Annotated in this window: 14 protein-coding genes and 1 tRNA gene; 9 read left to right on the forward strand and 6 right to left on the reverse strand. The window is 74.2% G+C overall.

Annotated features, from left to right (window positions below):
• Nucleotides 1–82: 82 nt before the first annotated feature.
• Nucleotides 83–1,318: a pyridoxal phosphate-dependent aminotransferase gene (locus GC089_RS04465; protein WP_196250822.1), complete on the reverse strand. Its 1,236-nt coding sequence runs from the start codon at nt 1,316–1,318 to the stop codon at nt 83–85.
• Between the two features lie 279 nt (nt 1,319–1,597).
• Here GC089_RS04465 and GC089_RS04470 point away from each other — a divergent pair.
• The 5 genes from GC089_RS04470 to rplA all read left to right on the forward strand — a co-directional run bounded on the left by GC089_RS04470 (nt 1,598) and on the right by rplA (nt 4,375).
• Nucleotides 1,598–1,670, forward strand: a tRNA-Trp gene (locus GC089_RS04470).
• Between the two features lie 180 nt (nt 1,671–1,850).
• On the forward strand, nt 1,851–2,129 hold the full coding sequence (secE, locus tag GC089_RS04475; protein WP_155376640.1) for a preprotein translocase subunit SecE: 279 nt from the start codon (nt 1,851–1,853) through the stop codon (nt 2,127–2,129).
• A 97-nt stretch (nt 2,130–2,226) separates the two neighbouring features.
• The gene (gene nusG, locus GC089_RS04480) at nt 2,227–3,039 is read left to right on the forward strand and encodes a transcription termination/antitermination protein NusG (RefSeq protein ID WP_155376641.1); all 813 of its coding nucleotides are present in this window, start codon (nt 2,227–2,229) and stop codon (nt 3,037–3,039) included.
• Nucleotides 3,040–3,122: 83 nt separating this feature from the next.
• On the forward strand, nt 3,123–3,554 hold the full coding sequence (gene rplK / locus GC089_RS04485) for a 50S ribosomal protein L11 (protein WP_155376642.1): 432 nt from the start codon (nt 3,123–3,125) through the stop codon (nt 3,552–3,554).
• Nucleotides 3,555–3,655: 101 nt separating this feature from the next.
• Nucleotides 3,656–4,375, forward strand: coding sequence for a 50S ribosomal protein L1 (gene rplA / locus GC089_RS04490; RefSeq protein WP_136519159.1), 720 nt, complete (start codon nt 3,656–3,658; stop codon nt 4,373–4,375).
• Nucleotides 4,376–4,458: 83 nt separating this feature from the next.
• Here the strand turns inward: rplA and GC089_RS04495 are convergent, their stop codons facing one another.
• From GC089_RS04495 to GC089_RS04505, 3 genes are all read right to left on the reverse strand, one after another.
• Nucleotides 4,459–4,980, reverse strand: a complete 522-nt coding sequence (locus GC089_RS04495; protein WP_155376643.1) for a hypothetical protein — start codon at nt 4,978–4,980, stop codon at nt 4,459–4,461.
• Complete coding sequence (locus GC089_RS04500) at nt 4,961–5,599, reverse strand: RNA polymerase sigma factor (RefSeq protein ID WP_230685057.1); 639 nt, start codon at nt 5,597–5,599, stop codon at nt 4,961–4,963. The genes GC089_RS04495 and GC089_RS04500 overlap by 20 nt, the downstream gene beginning before the upstream one ends.
• Nucleotides 5,600–5,671: 72 nt before the next feature.
• Complete coding sequence (locus tag GC089_RS04505; protein WP_155376644.1) at nt 5,672–7,273, reverse strand: S8 family serine peptidase; 1,602 nt, start codon at nt 7,271–7,273, stop codon at nt 5,672–5,674.
• Between GC089_RS04505 and GC089_RS04510 the strand changes: the two genes are divergently transcribed.
• From GC089_RS04510 to rplL, 3 genes are all read left to right on the forward strand, one after another.
• Nucleotides 7,261–9,972, forward strand: a complete 2,712-nt coding sequence (locus GC089_RS04510; protein WP_155376645.1) for a CHAT domain-containing protein — start codon at nt 7,261–7,263, stop codon at nt 9,970–9,972. The genes GC089_RS04505 and GC089_RS04510 overlap by 13 nt on opposite strands.
• A gap of 334 nt (nt 9,973–10,306) precedes the next feature.
• A complete protein-coding gene (gene rplJ, locus GC089_RS04515) occupies nt 10,307–10,840 on the forward strand; it encodes a 50S ribosomal protein L10 (RefSeq protein ID WP_155376646.1) in 534 nt (177 codons plus the stop codon).
• Between the two features lie 90 nt (nt 10,841–10,930).
• Entirely contained in the window at nt 10,931–11,323 is a 393-nt protein-coding gene (gene rplL, locus GC089_RS04520) for a 50S ribosomal protein L7/L12 (RefSeq protein ID WP_155376647.1), read from the forward strand.
• Between the two features lie 106 nt (nt 11,324–11,429).
• On the opposite strand, the gene GC089_RS04525 is transcribed toward rplL, so the two are convergent.
• Both GC089_RS04525 and GC089_RS04530 read right to left on the reverse strand, forming a co-directional pair.
• Nucleotides 11,430–11,954, reverse strand: coding sequence for a hypothetical protein (locus GC089_RS04525; protein ID WP_155376648.1), 525 nt, complete (start codon nt 11,952–11,954; stop codon nt 11,430–11,432).
• 112 nt (nt 11,955–12,066) lie between these two features.
• Nucleotides 12,067–12,474 carry a DUF4383 domain-containing protein gene (locus tag GC089_RS04530; RefSeq protein WP_155376649.1) on the reverse strand — a complete coding sequence of 136 codons (408 nt, stop codon included), beginning with the start codon at nt 12,472–12,474 and terminating at the stop codon, nt 12,067–12,069.
• Nucleotides 12,475–12,986: 512 nt separating this feature from the next.
• Between GC089_RS04530 and rpoB the strand changes: the two genes are divergently transcribed.
• Nucleotides 12,987–16,493: a DNA-directed RNA polymerase subunit beta gene (gene rpoB / locus GC089_RS04535; protein WP_155376650.1), complete on the forward strand. Its 3,507-nt coding sequence runs from the start codon at nt 12,987–12,989 to the stop codon at nt 16,491–16,493.
• The last annotated feature ends 109 nt before the right edge of the window (nt 16,494–16,602 follow it).

Genomic DNA, 16,602 nt, shown 5'->3' on the forward strand with positions numbered 1-16,602 from the left:
CGCCGTCACGCCGCCCCCGGGGACGACGACGGGGCGCCGACCGCCGCGCGGTCGACGCCCCGTGGTCGCGGGAGCGGTGGCGTCAGCGCGCCTCGGCGAGCAGCGCCTGGATGCGCGAGACGCCCTCGACCAGGTCGTCGTCCCCGAGCGCGTACGACAGCCGCAGGTACCCGCTCGGCCCGAAGGCCTCACCGGGCACGACCGCGACCTCCGCCTCCTCGAGGACGAGCTCCGCCAGCTCGGCCGACGTCGTGGGGGTGCGGCCGCGGATCGTGCGCCCGAGCACGCCCTCGACGGACGGGTAGGCGTAGAACGCGCCCTGGGGCGCGGGGCAGCGCACGCCGTCGATCGCGTTCAGCATCTCGACCATCCGACGGCGGCGCCGGTCGAACGCGGACCGCATCTCGTCCACCGCGGACAGGTCGCCCGTGAGGGCGGCGACGGCCGCGCGCTGGGAGACGTTGGCGACGTTCGACGTCAGGTGCGACTGGAGGTTGGTGGCCGCCTTGACGACGTCCGCGGGGCCGATCATCCAGCCCACGCGCCAGCCGGTCATCGCGTACGTCTTCGCGACGCCGTTGAGCACGATCGTCGTGTCCGCGAGCTCGGGCACGGCGCGCACGACCGGCGTGAAGACGGCGTCGTCGTACGTCAGGTGCTCGTAGATCTCGTCGGTGATCACCCAGATGCCGTGCTCGAGCGCCCAGCGCCCGATCTCCGCGGTCTGCTCGGGGGAGTAGACGGCGCCCGTCGGGTTGGACGGCGAGTTGAACAGCAGCGCCTTGGTCCGCGGGGTGCGGGCCGCCTCGAGCTGCTCGACCGTCACGAGGTAGCCCTGCTCGACGCCGGCGAACACCTCGACCGGCTCGGCGCCGGCGAGCCGGATCGCCTCCGGGTACGTGGTCCAGTAGGGCGCGGGCAGGAGCACCTCGTCGCCCGGGTCGAGCACCGCGGCGAACGCCTGGAAGACCGCCTGCTTGCCGCCGTTGGTGACCAGGACGTCGGCGGGGCGGACGGCGTACCCGGAGTCGCGCTCCGTCTTCGCCGCGATCGCCTCCCGCAGCGCGGGCAGGCCGGCCGCGGGGGAGTAGCGGTGGTTCACCGGGTCCTGCGCGGCGGCGACGGCGGCCTCGACGACGTAGCCGGGCGTGGGGAAGTCCGGCTCTCCGGCGCCGAAGCCGATGACCGGCCGGCCGGCGGCCTTGAGGGCCTTCGCCCGCGCGTCGACCGCCAGCGTGGCGGACTCCGCGATGGCGGCGAGGCGCGCGGACACGCGCGCACGGGCGGACGTCGTCGTCGTGGTGCTCTGCTCGCTCACCCGGCCATCCTGGCAGAGGCACCCGCCGCCGTCCGCCCGATTCCACCGTCCGGTGCGGGGTCCCTGCGGGTGTCGGTGCGGCTGTCCGTCGCGCTGCCCGTCCCGCCGCCCGCCCCGCCGCCCGCCCCGCTCTCCGTCCCGCTCCTCGGGCGTCCGACCGGGCGGTTCGACCCAGCGGCGCGCGTCGCGTACAGTGGAGCCTCGGCGGTTGACGTCCGCCATGATGAGCCACGCCCGGGAACGGGCCTCCGGCGCGTCGTGGCGCACTGCGGCCGCCGTAGGGCAGTGGCGCAATTGGTAGCGCAGCGGTCTCCAAAACCGCAGGTTGCAGGTTCGAGTCCTGTCTGCCCTGCGCACGCGGACCGGTCCGGGCCGTCGAGCTTCTCGAGGTCCGGTCCGGGTCGCGAGCAGGACCGCCGGACGGTCCGGCGCGTCGCGTCGGCCCGCTCGCGCGTCCGATCGACCCGGGTGCGGTGCACCCGAGCCGTCACGGGACACCGTCATCCGACGGTCACGAGACAAGGGGCCAGACGTGAGCGATACCGCTGCCGCTGCGGCGTCCGACGCCGAGGGCTCGGCTCCGCGCCGGGGCGAGTCGCCGCGCCGCGAGGAGAGCCGCCGGGGCCTGTTCGCCCGGATCGCCCTCTTCGTGCGCCAGGTCGTCGCCGAGCTGAAGAAGGTCGTGCGCCCGACCCGCCAGGAGCTGGGCACCTACACGACCGTCGTGCTCGTCTTCGTCGCCGTCGTGATGCTCTTCGTGACGCTCGTCGACCTGGGCATCGGTCGGCTCACGTTCCTCGTCTTCGGGTGACCTCGGCCGGCCCCGTGCCGGCCCCCACCGCCCTCGGCGCGCCCGCCGCACACCGCCCCGCGCGCCGGACGAACCGTCTTCAGAAAGCAGGTTGCACGTGTCGCAGGACTCGTACGAGCCCACCTCGGGTGCCGACGCCGAGCTGGCCGACGCCCTGACGTCCGTGGAGGCGGTCGACGCCGGTCCCGGGCACGAGGTCGACGACGAGCCGGCCGAGGACGGCGCGGAGGTCGCGACCGACGAGGACGCGGGCGACGACGTCGCGGACGCGACCGGTGGCGACGTCCAGGACGACGCCCCGGACCCGGACGAGGACCCGGTGGCGGCCTTCAAGGCGAAGCTGCGCAGCCTGCCCGGCGACTGGTACGTCATCCACTCCTACGCGGGGTACGAGAACCGCGTGAAGGCGAACCTCGAGTCGCGCACGCAGTCCCTCAACATGGAGGACTACATCCACCAGGTGGAGGTCCCCATGGAGGAGGTCGTCGAGATCAAGAACGCGCAGCGCAAGGTCGTCAAGCGCGTGCGGATCCCCGGCTACGTCCTCGTCCGCATGGACCTGACCGACGAGTCGTGGGGCGCCGTCCGGCACACGCCGGGCGTCACCGGCTTCGTCGGCCACACGCACCAGCCGGTGCCGCTGACGCTCGACGAGGTCTTCTCGATGCTGGCGCCCTCGCTCGAGACGAAGGCCCCCGCGCAGCAGGCCGCGAAGGCCGCCGCGAAGCCGGTCGAGGTCGACTTCACGGTCGGCGAGTCGGTCACCGTCACCGACGGCGGCCCGTTCGACACGCTGCCCGCGACGATCTCCGAGATCAACGTCGAGAGCCAGAAGCTCAAGGTCCTCGTCTCGCTCTTCGGCCGGGAGACCCCGGTCGAGCTGTCCTTCAGCCAGGTCTCGAAGATCTGACCTGCTGATCCGCCCCCGCGCTGCGGGGGCTGCAACCGGGTCATCGCCCACGGCGTCGGCCCACGACACGAACGGAAGGCACCATGCCCCCCAAGAAGAAGGTCACCGGCCTGATCAAGCTCCAGATCAACGCCGGTGCCGCGACCCCCGCGCCGCCCATCGGCCCGGCGCTGGGTCAGCACGGCGTCAACATCATGGAGTTCTGCAAGGCGTACAACGCGGCGACCGAGTCGCAGCGCGGCAACGTCATCCCCGTCGAGATCACGGTGTACGAGGACCGCTCGTTCACCTTCATCACGAAGACGCCGCCGGCCGCCGAGCTGATCAAGAAGGCCGCGGGCGTGGCCAAGGGCTCGCCGACGCCGCACACGACCAAGGTCGCGTCGCTGACGAAGGACCAGGTCCGCGAGATCGCGAGCACCAAGCTCGAGGACCTCAACGCGAACGACCTCGCCGCCGCCGAGAAGATCATCGCCGGCACCGCGCGCTCCATGGGCATCACCGTCCAGGACTGAGCGCCCGCTCGACCCCGGCCCGGGCAGCCGCCCGCGCCGACCCCAGTGGCAGGGCCCTGTGCGGCCCGTTCGACCACGACTGCTGACAGGAGAACAGGCAGATGCCCAAGCACAGCAAGGCGTACCGCTCCGCGCTCGAGAAGATCGAGCCGGGCCGCGTCTACGCCCCCCTCGAGGCCGTGCGCCTCGCCCAGGCGACGTCCACCACGAAGTACGACGCGACCGTCGAGGTCGTGTTCCGCCTCGGTGTCGACCCGCGCAAGGCGGACCAGATGGTCCGCGGCACGGTCAACCTGCCCAACGGCACGGGCAAGACCGCCCGCGTCATCGTCTTCGCCGTCGGCGAGCGCGCCGAGCAGGCGCGCGCCGCGGGTGCGGACGAGGTCGGCGGCGACGAGCTCATCGCCAAGGTCGCCGACGGCTACACGGACTTCGACTCCGCGGTCGCCACGCCGGACCTCATGGGCAAGGTCGGCCGCCTCGGCAAGGTCCTCGGTCCCCGCGGCCTCATGCCGAACCCGAAGACCGGCACCGTGACGATGGACGTGGCCAAGGCCGTGTCCGACATCAAGGGCGGCAAGATCGAGTTCCGTGTCGACCGGCACGCGAACCTGCACTTCATCATCGGCAAGACGTCGTTCTCCGACGTGCAGCTGGTGGAGAACTACGCGGCGGCGCTCGACGAGATCCTGCGTCTGAAGCCGGCGGCGTCGAAGGGTCGCTACATCACCAAGGCGACCATCTCGACGACGAACGGCCCGGGCATCCTGCTCGACCAGAACAAGACGCGGAACCTCACCGTGGAGGAGGACGCGGCCTGACGCCCGTCCCCCTCGTCGCGACGGCCCGGCACCCCGAGCGGGTGCCGGGCCGTCGTGCGTCCGCAGACGTCACCGCGGCGGCGTCACCAGGACAACCACTCCGTGACGCAGGTGCCGCTGTCGCTCGTGCACACGAGCCGCACCGGGCCGTGCGGTCGCAGGTCGAGGCGGAAGTAGCCGACCTCGTCGGTGTCGACCCCGGTGAGGTCGCCGTCCGGCCGGCGCAGCGTGACGTGGCCGGGCCGGGGCGGGATGAGCTGCCCCTCGACGGAGCGGTCGCCCACCTCGACCTCGACACCCACGCCCTCGCCCTCGAAGACGAGGGTGCGCGGCGGCTGCCCGGAGCGGTCGCGCACGGCGACGAGGCGGTCCTCGGTGCTCGAGTCGTGCACGAGCGTCAGCAGGAACAGCTCGGTGTCGAGCTGCTCGCGCAGCGCGAGGACGCCGCGGTGCACCGAGAACGCGGTGCCCGCCGAGGCGGTCACGCGCTCCAGGAGCGCCTGCTCCTCGAGGGCCGCGGCGAGCTCTCGCGCGAGCGCGTCGTCGTCGGGCCACAGCTCCTGCGGACGGGCGTCGCCCGCCGTGTCATCCGAGTGCCAGGACATCGCGGCCTCCTTCGCCGAGTGCGGTGCGCCCGGGCGCCGCGAGGTAGTGCGTGAGGGCGGCCGTCCGGCGCAGGCGCGCGAGTCCGCGCTGGCGGGTCGGGCCGATGGAGCCGATCGGGATGCCGAGGCGCGCGGAGACCTCCTGGTAGCTCGGCGGCGGGTCGGTGGACAGCAGGAGGAGCAGCTCGCGCTGGTGCGGGGGCAGCTCGGCGAGAGCGGCGCGCAGGGCCGCGTGCCGCTCGGCGCGCAGGAGCTCCTCGTCGAGCTCGGTGTCGTCCTGCACGTCGAAGCGCCCGGTGGTCGGGTCGACGGGCACCGCGCGGCGGCTGAGGTTCGTCACGCGGATGCACTCGTGACGGGTCGCGGTGGCGATCCACCCCGGGAGCGCCGCCGGCTCCCGCAGGTCGGCGAGGTGCTCGAGCAGGTTGAGCCAGACCGTCTGCGCGACGTCCTCGGCCTGCTGCGGCGTGAGGCGGAACTGGCGCACGCGCGCCATGACGAGGCTCGTGTGCCGCCGCACGATCTCGGCCCACGACATCTCGTCGCCGGTGAGCGCACCCGCCACGAGCTCGGACGTCGTGCGGTCGGCGTAGAGCACCTCGCCGCTCGGGCTGCTCACCGCGCGCCTCCTTCGCCCCTCGGGTGCGTCCCGGAGGCCATCATGACGCTCGACGAGGCACGTGCCCAGCACTTAGGCCCCCGGGAGGATCTGCAGGGCGCGGCCGTAGCCGGCGACGGGCTTGCCCGCGGCGAGCAGCGCGTGCACGGCGGCCGGGCCGTCGACCCCGAGCTCGGTCATGGTCCGGGCGATCGCCCCGGCGACCTGGGGGGCCGCGAACGACGTGCCCACCCACTGCGCGAACGCGTCGTCGCCGAACTCCTGCGCGCTGACCGCGAAGGCCGGGTTCTGCCGTCCGGGCACGTAGGTGGACAGGATGCCCTCGCCGACGGCGGAGACGTCCACCCAGGACCCGTGGCTCGACCACGTCGTGGGACGCAGGTCGCGGGTGAGGCCGCCGACGGCCACGACCCGCCCGAACGCGGCGGGCCACGTGGGGGTGTCGTCGCCGTAGTTGCCCGCCGACGCCACGATCACGCTGGCCCAGCCGCGCTCGTCCTCGATCTCGCGCACGACGTCGAGGGCGACGGCGAGCGGCAGGGACGGCTCGTCGAAGAGCGTCTGCGTGCCGAGCGAGAGGTTGACGACGTGCGCGCCGTCGCGCACCGCGCGGATGAGCGCGCAGGCGACGTCGAGCTCCGACCCTGCGCCGCCGGGGCCGACCGCCTTGAGCACGCGGATCTCGGCGCCGGGCGCCACCTGCTGCACGATGCCGGCGACGAACGTGCCGTGACCGGCGTAGACGTCGAGGTAGCCGTCGTGGGGCTCGGCGTCGAGCGGGTCGACGTTCGTGTCGTCCCCGTGGGTGCCGGGGTCGTCGGCACCCACCCGCACGACGTCGCGCAGCCAGCCGTCCGAGCGCCGGTCCGCGGCGATGCCGGTGTCGACGACCGCGACGACGACCCCGCGCCCGTGCGCCTCGCCCTCCGCCACGTACTCGTCGAACGTGGCGACCTGCGGCGCGAACACCCCCGAGTTCGGCTTCATGATCGGCCGACCGCCGAGCGGCGTGACGTACGACATGGAGACGGCGTGCCCGCGCGAGCGCAGCGCGGAGACGAGGCCGTGCAGCCGGCGGGCACGCCGCGGGTCGGTGCTGCGCAGCTGCACGATCCGCCCCTCGAGCTCGGGGTGCTCCAGCGGGACGCGCTCGAGCCCCGCCGCCTCCGCCTGCCGGCGGACGTCCTCCCAGGTGGCCGGGGCCATGAGCAGGTCGCCGATCACGGGGAACACGTCGGCGCCGTGCCGGTTGCGCACGACGTCGAGCTCCTGCGCGCTGCGCTGCGCCCAGCCGTCCTGCAGCCGCGAGACGACCGCCTCGCGCCGGCGCAGGACCGCCTCGTCGGCGTCGCCGGGGGACAGGTCCGCGACGAGGGCCCGCACGTACCCGTCGTCGTCCTCCGGCTCGGCCCGGCGCCCCGTGGGGCTCGCGGCGGCGAAGGCGGCGACGGCGCCGGCCCCGGCAGCGGGGCGCGGCACCATCCGGCGGCGGGCGTAGTCGTCGCCGAACGGGCGGCCGGCGGTGCGGTCGTCGGCGGGGAAGCGTGTCACGTAGGTGCTCTCCTCGGTGCGCAGGGAGGTGCGGTCGCCCTGCGGAGCGGTGAGCGCGCGGTCTGATACACCGGCGCGGACGCCGGTGGCGTGCGCTCTAGGATCCGAGGGTGCAGGGAGCATCCTCGGCCGCAGACCTCGCCGTCGAGCCCCCGGCGGAGGAGGCGGCGCTCGTCGCGGACGCCCGCGCGCTCGAGGCGGCGCTCGACGCCGCCGACGACGACCTCCCCGCCCGGGTGGCGGACGTCGTGGCGCGTGCCCGTCGCGCACGCGACCCCGAGGCTCTCGCGTGGGGTCTGCGGGCGCAGGCGGTGCTGCGGCGGCGCGCCAACGACCCGGCAGGCGCCGTGCGGCTGCTCGACGAGGCGCGCACGGTCGCCGCACGTGCGCAGCGTCCGGTGCTCGAGGCCTGGATGCTCGCGAGCAGGTCCGTCGCGGAGCTCGAGCGCGGGCGCACGACGCGCGCACGTGCGGACGCCGAGGCCGCGCTCGCCCTGGCCGAGGGCGCGGCTGCGGGCGACCGCGACGAGGCCCGTGCGCTGCACGCGCGCGTGCAGCTGCAGCTCGCCGTCATGGAGCACAACGCGGGCCGGCTGGTCGAGGCGGAGGCGCGGTACCGCGCGTTCCTGCGCGAGGTGCCGGGCGGCAGCCCGGACGCGGTGCGCGGCGCGAACAACCTCGCGGTCCTGCTCGTCGCGCGCGCCGACTTCGACGAGGCGCTGCGGTGGGCCGAGCGTGCCGTCGCCGCTGCCGCGGGCCTGTCCCCGCTGCTGCGGTCGTGGCCGTACCTGACGCGGGCGCTCGTGCACGTGCAGGCCGGCCGGCTGTCGGCGGGCCTGCGCGACCTGGAGCTCGCCGCGGGTGCGTCCGAGGCCGCCGGGCAGTCGTCGGCCGAGTACTACGTGGAGTACGCCGACGCCATGCGCGAGATGCGCCTGCTGCCCGAGGCGGCGGCAGCCGGCGAGCGCGCCCTGGCGGAGCTCGCGACGGCGGGGGCCGGCCTCGTCGAGGTCGACGCCGAGATCTCGCTGGCGGAGACGCTGCTCGTCGCGGGTGACGCCGAGCGCGCGGCCCGGCACGCGGACCGTGCGCGCGCCCGTGCCCGGGCCCAGCGGCGCCCCGGGGTGCACGACCGGGCCGTGGTGGTCGCGGCGGAGGCGCGGCTGCGCGCGTCCGCGGTGGGGCCGGCCGACCTCGCGGCCGCCCGGCGCGCGGCCCGGCGCCTGCAGTCGTCGGGCGAGCTCGCCGCGGCCGCGGGCGCGGCGCTGGTGTCGGGGCGCATCGCGGCGTCGCTCGGGCTGGACGGCCCGGCGCTGGCGGCGCTGCGGTCGGCCGCGGACCTCGGGCGCCGCGGCTCGCTCCCGGTGCGGATGCGGGCACGGCTGGCCGCCGCCCTCGTGGCGCGGCACGTGGGTGCGGACGCCACCGTGCTGAGCGAGTGCCGTGCCGGGTTGCGCGACCTCGCGCGGCACCGGGCCGCACTGCCCACCATGGAGCTGCGCGCGCTCGCGTCCGGGCACGGCGCCGAGCTCGGGGAGCTCGGTCTCGACGTGGTCGTGCGGCAGGGGTCCGCGGCGCGCGTGCTGCGCTGGATGGAGCAGACGCGCGCCGCCGCGCTGCTCGCCCGGCTGCCGGTGGACGACGGGGACCGGGCGGTGGCGCCGGACCCGGAGGGCGACGGGCCGGCCGGGCGTACGGTGGACGACCCGTCCCACGAGCGCGGCCCGGACGGTCCGCGGGCCGCACGGTCGGTCATCGTCGCGGACGAGCAGCGTGCCGCCGAGGCGCGACGGTCCGCCTGGTTGCGGGACGTGGGCGCGGACGGCCCCGTGGCGCACCGCGTGCCCGGGCTCGGCGACCTGCGCGCGGCTCTGGACGGGCGGGTCCTCGTCGAGTACGGGCGCCACGACGGCCGCCTCGTCGCCGTCGTGGTGGGGGCGCGGGGCGCGCGCCTGGTGGACGTCGGCCCGTGCGAGGCCGAGGTCGCGCAGCAGCTGCGCGCGCTCGTGTTCGCGCTGCGCCGGCTCGTCGACCCGCGCGGCGCGGCGGCCGCCGCGGCCGCGAGGACCAGCGCCGACCTGCGCCTGGCGGTGCTGCGCCGGCTGCTGGTCGCGCCGCTCGGCGTCGACCCGGGCGACGAGCTGGTCGTCGTCCCGGTAGGCCTGCTGCACGGGGTGCCGTGGTCCGCGCTGCACGACGGGCCGGTGGGGCTCGCGCCGTCCGCCACGGCGTGGGCGCGCACCCGCGCCCGCACGCCCGACGGCCGCGGCGGCGCCGTCCTCGTGGCCGGTCCGGGGCTGCGGGGCGCGCAGGAGGAGGTGGACGTGCTGCGCGGCATGCACCCGGACGCCGTGGTGCTCGGCGCGGGCGAGAGCACCGCGGACGGCGTCGTGCGCGCCATCGCCCGTGCGGACCTGGCGCACCTCGCCTGCCACGGCTCGCTACGGGCGGACAACCCGATGTTCTCGGCGGTGGTGCTGGCGGACGGCCCCGTCACGGTCCAGGAGCTGCACCGCGCGGGCGTGGCGCCGCGCCGCCTCGTGCTGGCGTCCTGCCACTCGGGCGCCGACGTCGCCTACGCCGGGGACGAGGTGCTCGGGCTCGTGTCCGCGGTGCTCGCGCGCGGTACCGCGGGCGTCGTCGCGAGCATCGCCGCCGTGCCGGACGTGGAGGTCGTCGACCTCATGCGCGGCCTGCACGCGCGGCTCGCGGCGGGGGAGACGATGGCGCGGGCGCTGCACGGTGCACGTGCCGAGGTGGACCGCGACGCGCCCGCCGGGTTCGTGAACTGGTGCACGTTCGGGGCGCACGGCGCGGCCTGAGCGCGGGGCCTGCACGCCGTCCACGGGCGCACGGCGGGCGCAGGCGGCGGGACGGGCCCGGGCACGGCCCGGGCGCGATTTGGTCGGGCTGCGGGCGTGCCGTACGCTTGTACGGCCCAAGACCGCCGGTCGTCGGTCCGCTCGTCGGACCGGCCGAAGCTCCGCGACAGCGGGGGCCTGCGCAGGCGAGACTCACCGGACGTCCGTCCGACCGTACGTGCCCTCGGCGCGTGCCCGTCGGACGCGCGCGTCCTGCCGAGCCCCGCGCCTGCGCGGGGCTCTTCTGCTTGTCGGGGCAGGAGACGCCGGCGGCACCCTGATCGGAAGGAATGCCATGGCGAGGCCGGACAAGGCAGCCGCCGTCGCGGAGATCACGGAGCGCTTCCGTGCCTCCAACGCGGCCGTGCTGACCGAGTACCGCGGGCTCACCGTCGCGCAGCTCAAGACGCTGCGCAAGGCGCTCGGCGGGAACGCTCAGTACGCCGTGGTGAAGAACACGCTGACCGCGATCGCGGCCAAGGAAGCCGGCCTCGAGGGCCTCGACGACGGGCTCGCGGGCCCGTCGGCGATCGCCTTCGTCACCGGTGACCCGGTCGAGGCGGCCAAGGGTCTGCGTGACTTCGCCCGTGCGAACCCTGCGCTGGTCATCAAGGGGGGCGTCCTCGACGGCCGCCCGCTGACCGCGGAGGAGATCACCAAGCTCGCGGACCTCGAGTCCCGCGAGGTGCTGCTGGCCAAGGCGGCCGGCGCGATGAAGGCCAAGCTCTACCAGGCCGCGTACCTGTTCACGGCTCCTGCCTCGCAGGCCGTGCGCACCGTCGAGGCCCTGCGCGCCAAGCGCGAGGAGTCGTCCGACACCGCTGCCTGAGCCCGACGCTCAGCCCGCAGCTCCAGCAAGCCCCAGCACCCCCTGTCGCCGACCACCGGACGACGGGTCAGAACGGAAGGAACCGCCACCATGGCGAAGCTCACCACCGACGAGCTCATCGACGCGTTCAAGGAGCTCACGCTCATCGAGCTCTCCGAGTTCGTGAAGGCCTTCGAGGAGGTCTTCGAGGTCACCGCTGCCGCGCCGGCCGCCGTGGCCGTGGCCGCCCCCGCGGGCGGCGGCGCCGCCGACGCCCCGGCCGAGGAGGAGAAGGACTCCTTCGACGTCATCCTCGAGGCCGCCGGTGACAAGAAGATCCAGGTCATCAAGGAGGTGCGTGCCCTCACGAGCCTCGGCCTGAAGGAGGCCAAGGACCTCGTCGACGGCGCGCCGAAGCCGGTCCTGGAGGGCGCGAACAAGGAGACGGCCGACAAGGCCAAGGCTGCCCTCGAGGGCGCCGGCGCCACGGTCACCCTCAAGTGATCCGGGCCGGGCGGGCCGCCTGACGCAGGCGGCACGCCCGGACCAGCCCACGCACGACGGAGCCCGCACCCCGAGGGGTGCGGGCTCCGTCGTGTCCGGGGACGGCTCAGCCGTGGTGGCCGCCGATGCCGTGCAGGCCGTGCGGCACCGCGTGCTCGCCGGCCTCGGTGGCCGCGAGACCCTGCACGGTGGCCGCCGAGGCGAGGAGTGCGCCGAGCGCCAGCAGCGCGAGCCGCGACCACGCGTTCCCGCCGTCGTCGCCCGGGGTGTCCTGCTCCCCGCGCCCGTCGCGGCGAGCGACGACGCCGGCGGCGCGGGGGCCGGCCGACGCCGCGAGCAGGGCGCCCGACAGGACCCCGAGGACGAGGGCGACGAGCTCCGCGGTGCCGGTGCGTCCCGTGCCGAGACCGGCGAGCACCGCGGCTGCTCCGGCGACGGCCGTGAGGACCCCGCCGGGCCGCAGGTGGCGGCCGGCGCCTCGCAGGGAGAGCACGGCGACCAGCAGCGTCGCGGCGCCCAGCGGCAGCAGCAGCACGGAGAGTGCCGGGTGGTGCCGCAGGTGCTCGGCCCCGAGCGCCACGAGCACGAGCCCCGTGCCGAGGGCGCCGTAGCCGCCCCACGTGCGCGTCACGAAGCCTGCCGTCGTCTCGTGGGGCCAGGGCCCCGCGGTCCCCGCGCGCGGTGGGGCCCCCGTGCGGCGCCGGTCGGCGCCGCACCGGGGAGCCGGTCCGCCCCTGCCGTGCTCACGCGGTGCGCGTCGTCCGCGCGCGGTCGCGGTCGGCGCCGAGCGCCACGCCGAGCAGGATGATCGCGGTCGCGAAGTGCAGCACGTTGTCCGCGCCGTTGAGGGCGAGGATGTTCGCCTCGGTGTCGATGATGAACAGGCCGAGGATGCCGACCAGGAGGTAGACGGCACCGACGGTCAGGTTCGCGGAGCGGGCACCGCCGACGGTCCGCGACGCGAGCAGCAGCGCGATGCCGATCACGAGGTGCACGATGTTGTGCAGCGGGTTGACCTCGAACCCGAGCAGGAGCTCGCCCTCCTGGGAGGCGAAGGGCACGCCCCCCGTGACGAGGAAGCCGGCGAGGCCGACGAGCGTGTAGACGGCGCCGAAGATCGCGGCGACGAGACGGTTCGGGGACTTCGACATGGTGACCCTCTTCCCGGGGCGTGCGCCCCTGACGGTGGGCTGGACCGGCCCGGCGCCCCTCTGCTGGTGCGTCCGGCCTGCGTGACGACCGTAGGAGTCCTCCCGCCTCCCCGCACGGCGAGCCCGGCCGGGACGTGCGCGGGCGCACCGTGCGGGTGACCCGTCGCGGCGCTCGGCTTCCCGGCCGGGCGCGGGGTGTGCCACCATGTCTGCCGGCGACGACGCTGTCGCCCGACGTCGGAGCGGGGGAGTTCCCCCGGGCCGTCGTGGACGAGGACCACGGGGTCGACCCGGCGGCGAGGGGGCCGCGCACGGGGTCGGTTCCGGGGGGTTTACTTGGCACGCCCGGGCGGGTATGCTAGCGCTTTGCGCTGGCCTGTGTCCGCGACCCCGTATAACCCGAGCCTGCTCTCGTCGTTCGTGCGCGACGAGCGTGCGGCTCGCACGGCCGGGGGGTCGCGACCAGCCGGGTCATGCGCAGCGTGCACTCCATCCGCAGGGAAGGACCCCCCTTGGCTGCCTCGCGCACCCCTTCTGCTCCGACCGCCGACGCCATCGCGAACCGCACCGCATCCCGCCGCATCTCCTTCGCCAGGATCCACGAGCCGCTCGAGGTCCCGGACCTGCTCGGCCTGCAGACCGAGAGCTTCGACTGGCTGCTGGGCAACGAGCGCTGGCAGGCACGTGTCGCCGCCGCCCTGGAGGCCGGGCGCAACGACATCCCGGAGACCGCCGGCCTGGAGGAGATCTTCGAGGAGATCTCCCCGATCGAGGACTTCGGCGGGACGATGTCCCTCTCCTTCCGCGAGCACCGCTTCGAGCCGCCGAAGTACACGGCCGAGGAGTGCAAGGAGAAGGACTTCACCTACGCGGCGCCGCTGTTCGTCACCGCGGAGTTCGTCAACTACACGACCGGCGAGATCAAGTCGCAGACGGTCTTCATGGGCGACTTCCCGCTCATGACCGAGCGCGGCACGTTCATCATCAACGGCACGGAGCGCGTCGTCGTCTCGCAGCTCGTCCGCTCCCCGGGCGTCTACTTCGAGCGCGTCGCCGACAAGACGTCGGACAAGGACGTGCTCACCGCCAAGATCATCCCGAGCCGCGGCGCGTGGCTCGAGTTCGAGATCGACAAGCGCGACAACGTCGGCGTCCGCGTCGACCGCAAGCGCAAGCAGAACGCCACCGTCCTGCTCAAGGCGCTCGGCATGACCGAGGGCGAGATCCGCGAGGAGTTCGCCGACTACCCGGCCGTGCTCGACACGCTCGAGAAGGACCACGTCCAGACCCAGGACGAGGCGCTGCTCGACCTCTACCGCAAGATCCGCCCGGGCGAGCCGCCGACCGTCGAGGCCGGCCGCGCGCTGATCGAGAACTTCTACTTCAACCCCAAGCGCTACGACCTCGCCAAGGTCGGCCGCTACAAGCTGAACAAGAAGGTCGGCCAGGACGCGCCGCTCAGCGACTCGGTCCTGTCGCTGTCCGACGTCGTGGCGACGATCAAGTACCTCGCGGCGCTGCACATCGACCGCACCACGCTGCCGGGGACGCGCGGCGGCGAGTCGGTCGAGATCCGCGTCGAGACGGACGACATCGACCACTTCGGCAACCGCCGCATCCGCGCGGTCGGCGAGCTCATCCAGAACCAGGTCCGCACGGGGCTGTCCCGGATGGAGCGCGTCGTGCGCGAGCGCATGACGACGCAGGACGTCGAGGCGATCACGCCGCAGACCCTCATCAACATCCGCCCCGTCGTGGCCTCCATCAAGGAGTTCTTCGGGACGAGCCAGCTGTCGCAGTTCATGGACCAGAACAACCCGCTCGCGGGCCTGACGCACAAGCGGCGTCTGTCGGCCCTCGGCCCGGGTGGTCTGTCGCGCGACCGCGCCGGCATGGAGGTCCGTGACGTCCACCCGTCGCACTACGGCCGCATGTGCCCGATCGAGACCCCCGAGGGCCCGAACATCGGCCTCATCGGCTCGCTCGCGACGTACGGGCGCATCAACCCGTTCGGCTTCGTCGAGACGCCGTACCGCAAGGTCGTCGACGGCCGCGTCTCCGACGACGTCGACTACCTGACGGCCGACGACGAGGACCGCTACGTCATCGCCCAGGCCAACGCCCCGCTGCAGGCCGACGGCACGTTCGCCGAGGACCGCGTCCTCGTGCGCACCAAGGGCGGCGAGGTCGAGTTCGTGCCCGCCGGCTCCGTCGACTACATGGACGTCTCGCCGCGGCAGATGGTGTCGGTCGCGACCGCGCTCATCCCGTTCCTCGAGCACGACGACGCGAACCGTGCCCTCATGGGCGCGAACATGCAGCGCCAGGCCGTGCCGCTGGTCCGCTCCGAGGCGCCGCTGGTCGGCACCGGCATGGAGCGTCGTGCGGCCGTCGACGCGGGCGACGTCATCGTCGCGTCGAAGCCGGGTGTCGTCACCGAGGTCTCGGCCGACCTGATCACGGTCGCCAACGACGACGCGACGACGTCGACGTACCGCGTGGCGAAGTTCCGCCGCTCGAACCAGGGCACGTCCTACAACCAGCGCGTGCTGGTGGACCAGGGCGCGCGCGTCGAGGTCGGCTCGGTGCTCGCCGACGGCCCGGCGACGGACGAGGGCGAGCTCGCGCTCGGCCGCAACCTGCTCGTCGCGTTCATGTCGTGGGAGGGCCACAACTACGAGGACGCGATCATCCTGTCGCAGCGCCTCGTGCAGGACGACGTCCTGTCCTCGATCCACATCGAGGAGCACGAGGTCGACGCCCGCGACACGAAGCTCGGCCCCGAGGAGATCACGCGGGACATCCCGAACGTCTCCGAGGAGGTCCTGGCCGACCTGGACGAGCGCGGCATCATCCGCATCGGTGCCGAGGTCGCGGCCGGTGACATCCTCGTCGGCAAGGTCACGCCCAAGGGCGAGACCGAGCTGACCCCGGAGGAGCGCCTGCTGCGCGCGATCTTCGGCGAGAAGGCGCGCGAGGTCCGCGACACGTCGCTCAAGGTGCCGCACGGCGAGTCCGGCACGGTCATCGAGGTGCGCACGTTCAGCCGTGAGGACGGCGACGAGCTGCCCGCCGGCGTGAACGAGCTGGTCCGCGTGTACATCGCGCAGCGCCGCAAGATCACGGACGGCGACAAGCTCGCCGGCCGGCACGGCAACAAGGGCGTCATCTCGAAGATCCTGCCCGTCGAGGACATGCCGTTCCTCGCGGACGGCACGCCGGTCGACGTGGTCCTCAACCCGCTGGGTGTCCCGGGCCGCATGAACGTCGGCCAGGTGCTCGAGACGCACCTCGGCTGGGTCGCCAAGCAGGGCTGGGACGTCCAGCTCGCCGAGGGCGACGTGCAGTGGCGCGAGGACGTGCCGGAGGTCGCGCACCGCTCGGAGCCCGGCACGCCGGTCGCGACGCCGGTGTTCGACGGCGTCCCGGAGGAGACCCTCTCGGGCCTGCTCGCGACGACGCTGCCGAACCGCGACGGGGTCCGCACCGTCGGCCCCGACGGCAAGGCGCGCCTGTTCGACGGCCGCTCCGGGGAGCCGTTCCCGGACCCGGTCTCCGTCGGGTACATGTACATCCTGAAGCTGCACCACCTCGTGGACGACAAGATCCACGCCCGGTCGACCGGCCCCTACTCGATGATCACGCAGCAGCCGCTGGGTGGTAAGGCGCAGTTCGGTGGCCAGCGGTTCGGCGAGATGGAGGTGTGGGCCCTGGAGGCGTACGGCGCCGCCTACACGCTGCAGGAGCTGCTCACCATCAAGTCGGACGACGTCCCGGGCCGCGTGAAGGTCTACGAGGCGATCGTCAAGGGCGAGAACATCCCGGACTCCGGCATCCCGGAGTCGTTCAAGGTCCTGCTCAAGGAGATGCAGTCGCTCTGCCTGAACGTCGAGGTGCTGTCGTCCGACGGCGTGTCCATCGACATGAAGGAGAACGACGACGAGGTCTACCGCGCGGCGGAGGAGCTCGGCATCGACCTGTCGCGGCGCCCGAACGCCAGCAGCATCGAGGAGATCTGAGGCCGAGCCCCGGCCCGGTACGCGCCCCCCACGCGGGCGGCGCGGTCCGGGCCGGGCGCCGACACCCCTGTAGCAGATGTACCGGCGAGCCGAACGGCCCCGGAACGCG

The sequence above is a fragment of the Cellulomonas sp. JZ18 genome, assembly GCF_009720485.1.
In the GTDB taxonomy this organism is placed as follows: Bacteria; Actinomycetota; Actinomycetes; order Actinomycetales; family Cellulomonadaceae; genus Cellulomonas.